The organism is Streptomyces sp. NRRL S-118 (assembly GCF_000716335.1).
Taxonomy (GTDB): Bacteria; Actinomycetota; Actinomycetes; order Streptomycetales; family Streptomycetaceae; genus Streptomyces.
In genome coordinates, this window is record NZ_KL591039.1 from 1 (window position 1) to 6,684 (window position 6,684).

General features: G+C 73.8%; 5 protein-coding genes and 1 pseudogene. 1 reads left to right on the forward strand and 5 read right to left on the reverse strand.

All coding sequences use genetic code 11. The annotated features are described in order from the left end of the window. Positions 1 to 27: 27 nt before the first annotated feature. From IH00_RS0135085 to IH00_RS45635, 5 genes and pseudogenes are all read right to left on the reverse strand, one after another. On the reverse strand, positions 28 to 924 hold the full coding sequence (locus tag IH00_RS0135085; RefSeq protein ID WP_031080376.1) for a proline iminopeptidase-family hydrolase: 897 nt from the start codon (positions 922 to 924) through the stop codon (positions 28 to 30). 114 nt (positions 925 to 1,038) lie between these two features. Continuing rightward, positions 1,039 to 1,590 carry a hypothetical protein gene (locus IH00_RS0135090; RefSeq protein ID WP_031080377.1) on the reverse strand — a complete coding sequence of 184 codons (552 nt, stop codon included), beginning with the start codon at positions 1,588 to 1,590 and terminating at the stop codon, positions 1,039 to 1,041. Positions 1,591 to 1,592: 2 nt separating this feature from the next. Next, a complete protein-coding gene (locus tag IH00_RS44680; protein ID WP_324615818.1) occupies positions 1,593 to 3,803 on the reverse strand; it encodes an amidase domain-containing protein in 2,211 nt (736 codons plus the stop codon). A gap of 27 nt (positions 3,804 to 3,830) precedes the next feature. Further along, a pseudogene (locus IH00_RS44685) lies at positions 3,831 to 5,594 on the reverse strand (DNRLRE domain-containing protein); the annotation flags it as partial. A gap of 342 nt (positions 5,595 to 5,936) precedes the next feature. Then, the gene (locus IH00_RS45635; protein WP_391811501.1) at positions 5,937 to 6,011 is read right to left on the reverse strand and encodes a 50S ribosomal protein bL37; all 75 of its coding nucleotides are present in this window, start codon (positions 6,009 to 6,011) and stop codon (positions 5,937 to 5,939) included. A 303-nt stretch (positions 6,012 to 6,314) separates the two neighbouring features. Here IH00_RS45635 and IH00_RS43615 point away from each other — a divergent pair, with 303 nt between their 5' ends. Beyond that, positions 6,315 to 6,479, forward strand: coding sequence for a hypothetical protein (locus tag IH00_RS43615; protein ID WP_199819874.1), 165 nt, complete (start codon positions 6,315 to 6,317; stop codon positions 6,477 to 6,479). Positions 6,480 to 6,684: the final 205 nt, after the last annotated feature.

The window sequence follows — 6,684 nt, forward strand, 5'->3', positions numbered from 1 at the left end:
AACTAGATAGGGGCACCCCCCCCCGCATCAGCCGTCCCCCGCCTCCACCCCCCTCAGGAACGAGCCCACCACCTCCCGGAAGCGTTCCGGTTCCTCGGCCGAGGGGAGGTGGGCGCTGTGCTCGAAGATGGTCCACTGGGCGCCGCGGATGCCGTCGGCCAGGGGGCGGACCACAGCCGGGGTCGCCACGTCGTGGCGGCCGGATGCGAGGAGGACCGGGAGGTCCAGCTCCGGCAGGCGGGCCGTCACGTCCCAGTCCCTGAGGTTGCCCGTGACGTTCCACTCGGCGCCCCACATGGTCTCGTACACGTCCTCCCGCCAGTTCGCGAAGGAGCGCATCAGGTGGTCGGGCCAGGGGTCCAGCCGGCAGAGCCACTGCCGGTAGAAGTGCATGGACGCCCGCAGGTAGGCGTCGTCCGTGACGCCCTCCGCCTCGTGGCGGTCGATGACCTCCTGCACCTCCGGCGCGAGGGTCTCCTTCAGGCGGCGTGCCTCCGCCTCGTAGAGCCGGGCGCTCGCCAGCGGGTCGGCCAGGACCAGGGAGGCCACCCCGGGCGGGCGGGTGAGGGCGTACTCGAGGAGGACCTGGGCTCCCCACGAGTGCCCCAGCAGGTGCACGCGGTCCAGCCCCAGCCCCTCGCGTACGGCGGCGACCTCGTCGACGAACGTCTCCATGACCCACAGCTCCGGGTCGTCCGGCTGGTCGGAGCGCCCGCAGCCGAGCTGGTCGTAGAAGACGACCGGCCGGCCGCCCTCCGCCAGCGCCGCCAGGTCCTCCAGGTAGTCGTGCGGGCACCCCGGCCCGCCGTTGACCACGAGCAGCGGCAGCCGGCCGCCGCCGGGCGTGCCCCGCGCCCCCGGCCACTCGCCCTCGACCCGGTACCAGGTGCGATAGCCGCGGAACGGCACGGTTCCCTCGGTCACGGTTCCATCATCCGCGCGCCCGGACCGCACCGCCATGCGGGCGCCCCGGGGCGCACACCGCACCGCGCCCCCGGCCGGGGAGCCGGGGGCGCGGTGTCGTGAGGCGGTGTGCGGTTACCGGGCGGACGAGCGGGAGCCCGTGCCGCCGGGCTTCGGCGGGGCCCAGGTGGGCTTCGCCGAGGCTTCGGACGGGTCGGGTTCGTTCATCGTGACGGCCCAGGCGTCGTCCTCGCCGACGCGCGCCTCGATCTCCTTGACCTGGCCGCTCCTGGCGAAGTACAGCACCACGACCTGCCGGGTGGAGCCCTCGTCGTAGAAGTCGGCCGTCACCTCGCCCTTGGCGGCGGCGCCGAACGCCTTGACCCAGTTGCGGGCCGTCGGCTCCGCGGCGTCGCCCTTCTCCGCGGCGAGGCCCGCCAGGGCTTCGGCGTCACCGTCGGCGAGCCGCCACACCGCCTTCTGCACCACGTCGAGGCTTCCCCGGGAGGGGTAGCCCACGACCCGCAGCGGCTCGTGGGCGGCGTAGTCGCTCGCGTACGAGAGCGACTCGTCCGAGTCAGGCGAGCAGGCAGTCAGGGCCCCGCCGGCGAGTACGGCGAGTACGGCGAGCGCGGTGGCCGCGCCGGCCGCGGCCGGCCCGGGGCGCTTGGTCCTCTTCAGCGGCATGCTCAGTTCCTCGACTTCGGGCGGAGGATGATGACCCGCTCGATGTAGTTGGCCTTGTGGCGGTACCGGTTGATGGCGGCGGCGAGGCTGGTCCGGCCCACGCCTCCGTGCTGGAGGAGCTGGACCCCGTGCCGGTTGCCGGAGACGACGGCGACGTGGTTGTACACCCGCTCCTTCTTCCACTTGAACAGCACGATGTCACCGGCCCTGGCCGTGTACGCCTTGACGTACTGGGCGCCGCGGTAGCCGATCATGTGCCGGCGGAAGTTCTCCGCGCCGGCCCAGGTGTAGCTCTTGTTCTTCACCGTGCCGAACAGGTAGTACTGCTGCCACCAGGCGCGATCGTGCTTCCGTCCGCCGCCGCGGCTCTTCATGCCGCCGCCGTAGTAGAGGGCCTTGGACACGAAGTTCGTGCAGTCCTGCTTGTACTCCCACTTGATGCCGAGGTTGCGCGACGCCCAGTTGGCCGTGCCCGAACCGTTGACCGCCGCGCGCTTGACGCGCGTGGCGGACGCGGGGGCCGCCCCCGCGGGGGCCGTCTCGACCGGGAAGCCGTCCGCGTCGAGCTCGATCGGCTCGTCGGGCACCTCGCTGATCGGGCCCTGGACCTCCTCGGCGGCCTCCAGGCCGTTCTCCGCCGCCGTGGACGCCGACGCCGAGAGGACCGTCTCCGCCGCGGGGGCGTCGGCCTCCAGGTGCAGGATCGGCGCACCGCTGTTCGTGCTGAAGGTGAACCGCTGCTCGCGCGTCCCCTCCTCCGGCTCGGGGGCGGAACCCCGCGTGAGAACGGCTTTCTCCTCGACGACCGCGCGCAGGAACACCGTGCCGTTCTCATCGGTACCGACCAGCACGTCCGACAGCTTGGTGGCCGTCTCCGTGTAGCGGCTGTCGTGCCGGGCCATCGCCTCGCGCGAGGCGATGAGGTCGGGGGCCTGCGCCCCCAGCAGGTCCTGGAACGACGCCCCCCGCGAGCTGGCTGCCAGGGCGGCCGCGGCCGTCGGGTGGGCGCCCCGCAGCAGGGCTCCGCGGGCGTCCGCGTACTGCTGCACGATCTCGCGGTAGACGGCCGCGCCGCCCGGTACCGCCACGGGAGTGGTGGGCTCGGTGGTGGCCACCGGGCTCGTGCCGTGGGCGGTGCGCGCGGACACGGCGACGCGGTAGGCGGTGCCGTTCGCCAGCCCGTTCACCACGGCGTGCGGGTCACGCGTGGTGACCTTCGCGGCCTCGCTGCCGTCGCCCTTCTTCACGACCACGGTGTACTCGGCGCCGTCGGTCGCCGACCCGAGGTCCTGCGGGGCGTTCCACGTGGCCAGCAGCCCGCCGTCACCCGGGGTCACCCGCACGTCCTGCGGGGCGCCGGGCGCGGTCGGCGCCACGTGGTCGATCACCAGCTGCGGCCGCTCGGCGGCCTTCGGCGTACGGCTGGAGTGGTACGAGACGGTGGCGTCGCGCTGCGCCGACGGCAGCCGCAGGGCGATGCCCTCGGACGAGCCCTGTTCCAGCCAGGACTGCACCAGCGGGGCCAGGTCCTGGGTGTCCGGGAGCGCCGCGTCCGCGAACGGTGCGTCGTCCAGGACGCCGAGCAGACCGGTGCCGGTCTGCGGGGCGGCCCAGGGCTCGAAGAGCTGGTACGTCTCGACCGGGCGCGGTGCGCAGGCGGCCGCGCCGCACTCGGCGGGGGTCAGGACGAGCCGGACGCGCGTGACGCGGGCGCCCGCGGGCACCTTGGTCAGGTCCGGCTTGAGCCAGACGACCCGCTCGGCGCCGGAGCCGCCGCCGAGCGTCAGCCGGGTGTCCTTCACGGCCGCGCAGCCGCCAGCGGCGCAGGCCTCGGTGCCGACGGCGACGGTGGCGTCGTCCAGGGACGCGCCGCTGAGGACGACGGACGCGGTCTCGGGCGCTGTGGGCGCGGTTCCGGCGTCGGCGGTGAACTCCTGCTCGTACGACCAGGCCGAGCAGCCGGTGTCGGTGCAGGCGCGCATCGCCCAGAGGTAGGTCGTCCCGTCCTTCAGGACCCCCTCGGGGACGCGGGCGGCGGCGCGCAGGCCGCTGTCCACCCATGCCTCGGGCATCTTCACGCCCGTCAGCGGCTTGCCGTCGGCGTCCCGCAGCTCGAACTCGGCGCGCACGCGCCCCTGTCCCGGGCTGGAGACCACACCGGACAGCAGCGGGGTGAGGGTGCTCGTCGCGCCCGCTTCCAGCGCCTGGGGCATGTCGGGCAGCCCACCGGGACGGCGGCCGGTGGCGACCGTGAAGGTGGACCAGTCGGACCAGGCGAGGTTGAAGTGCGAGCCGTCGTAGGGGCTGGTGCGGAAGCGGTACGTCCCGCCGTCCTTGAGCAGCCCGTCCGGCAGGGTCACGGCCGCGGCGCGCCCGGACTCCACGTACGGGGAGACGAGGTAGTCGCCCACGCGCTTGCCGGTCGCGGCGTCGACGATCTCGAACGTGCCGTTGATGCGGTCGCCGTCCTTGTCGGAGAACGTGTCGCGCAGCGTCGGCGTCGTGGTGTTGACCTGCCAGGTGCCCGAGGCGTCCTTGACGAACGGCGGGCCGGCCTGGCGGTTGTTGCCGGAGCGGGGACGGAAGTTGTACGTGACCGTCAGCTTCGGCGGATTGGCGGTGGCATTGGCGGAGTTGACCCGCTTCCACTGCGCGACCGCCGTGTCGTCGGCGGCGGTCAGGGCCATGGACGACTGCGGCGCCTTGGCCGAGGCCCAGGACTGCACGAGCTGCGTGACGTCGGCGTTGATCCAGCCGTCCGCGCCGCAGCCCGGGTTGCCCTTGGTCTCGGTGGAGATCGCGTGCCTGGTGTGCGTCTTGGGGCGGTTGGCCCACCGGCTGGAGAGGCCGGCGGGGTCGGCGGACCACACCTCCCACGGCTGCGGCTTGCAGTCCGGGTTGCCCGAGTGGAAGTTCCACAGGCTGAGCTTGGCGTTGGTGACCAGCGCGTCCGCGATCGGGGCCGTGCCCCAGGTGATGTACGACCGGGCGGTACGCGGCGTGCCGTCGGCGTTCTTGGTGCCCGGGTTGCCGAAGTCCAGCTCGGTGTCGGTGGACCAGTCACGCGTCTCGCCCTGCTGGACGTACGTGTCGAACACGCTGCTCAGCGCGGAGGTCGACGGGTCGACGGTCACCGGGTAGCGGGTCTTCGGGTCCGCCAGGAAGGCGGGGTCCGGGGAGACCACCAGGTCGACCGACGAGCCCTTCTGCCGGACCTTCATGGACACCGGGACCCGGCGGGTGTGCTCGCCGGACCGCTCGTCGACGGTGGCGTCCCACATGACCGGCGCCGGCATCACGGCCCGCTGCACGCCGGTCCTGCGGTCGGTGAACAGGACGCTGCCGTCGGCCTGCTGCTGGGCCCGCAGCCCCTTCGCGCGGAGCGGGAGGGTGTAGGTGTAGTCGCCGGTGGCGGGGCGCTTCTTGATCTGCACGTACTGCTCGAAGCCGGTACGGGTCGCCTCCACGACGACGTCGGCGCCGGGCACGGCCTCGGGGTACGTGGCGCGGTTGCCGTCCAGGACGGGGCGGGGCAGACCGCCCTTCCACTGGAGGGTCACCTGCTGCTCGCCCTCGCCGAGCGTGACGAGGTCCCGGGCGCCCGCGGTGCGCGCCGCGCCCAGGGACGCGGCCGGGCTGCCGCCCTTGCCCGCGAGGGTGAGGGAGGCGGGGTGGGCCTTGGCCGCGACGGTGCCGTCGCTGCGCTCGGTGAGGTCGGTGTCGACGGCGACCCAGGAACCGTCGCGGTCGAAGCGGACCGGCCCGGCGGTGAGTTCGGTCGTCAGCGCACCGTTCGGCTCGGCCCAGGTCGTGGAGGTCTCGGTGCGTTCGGAGAGCGCCTCCACGCGGTGGCCGGAGCGCTTTGCCGCGGCACGGGCGGACGGGACGTCAGGCGCGGTGCGCGGGGCGGCTGTTTCCCCCGCCGCCTGCTGCGCCGCGGCCGGCTGTGCCGCGGAGGGCTGGGGCAGGGCGACGGCGTAGCCGCCCAGCATGGTCGCCGACAGGGCGGCGACCGCCGCGGTGCGCGGCAGCCGCCCGGAGGCCCGTCGGGGCTGCCGCTCCCCCGGAGCGGATGGAGATATGTGCATGTTGTTGTGCGCGACCTTTGGTCAGGAGATCGGTAAAGGAAATGTGAGGCTAATGGGTGATTGGTGTGTCCACGTCGATATTTCACGGCGAGGCGGGCGGTACGGTCGCTTTGCGGCATTCGGGGGGCGGTGACCTTGATCACCTGGTGACCCAGGTCCGGCGGGCGCGCTCGGCCGCCGGGTGTGCGGCGCAGACGAACGGCGGGCAGAGTGCTCTGCCCGCCGTGAGATCGTCGGCGTGTCGGTGCCGCTCGCGGCTCAGGAGTTGGGGCGCTTGCCGTGGTTGGCCTTCTTGCCCTTCCGGGCCCGGCGCTTGTTTCCTCGCTTGGACATGGTGCGCATCTCCCTGGATCGGGACGAATTGGTACCTCGCGCCAGTCTAGGTTCGCGGTGCCCCGCCCGCATGGCGCCGGTGCCCCGCCTGTATGGCGTCCGCGCCCGGGTCCACGCCCGGGAGCCCGGCGCTCCGGTGGACGCCCTGCCCGGCGCGCCTCGGGCCTCGCCGTCGCGCACGCGCGGTGAGGTCCGCGTGTGCGACGGAGCGTGACCTCGTGGGACCCGTGCGCGCCCTGCCGGGGCGGAACGCGCGGCGTGAGGCTGGGGCCGGAGAAGAAGCAGCCGGCCGAGGAGGCGGACATGGCTCGTACGCAATCCATCTGCGGTGCCCGGACCAAGGGCGGCGGCCGCTGCCGGCGGCTCGCCATGATCGGGGCGTCGCGGTGCAACCTGCACCGCGGCGACTGGGCGACGTACACGATCGAGCGCTTCAGGGAGAAGGAGCGCAGGCGGCGCAAGCGGTGACGCGGCTCGTCCCCGGAGGCGCCGACGCGCCGGAGGCCGACGGCGAGTGCTTCGGGGAGCCCGAGGGTCCGCGGCCCTTACCGCGGCTCCGGAAGCCGCCGCCCCGGGCGGGCCCCAGCGCAGGACCCGCCGGCTGCCCCGGTGGCGCGTACCGCCCGGGCGTCGGGCGGTGAGTGCCGGTCGGCCCGGGGGGCGAGGTCGCGCC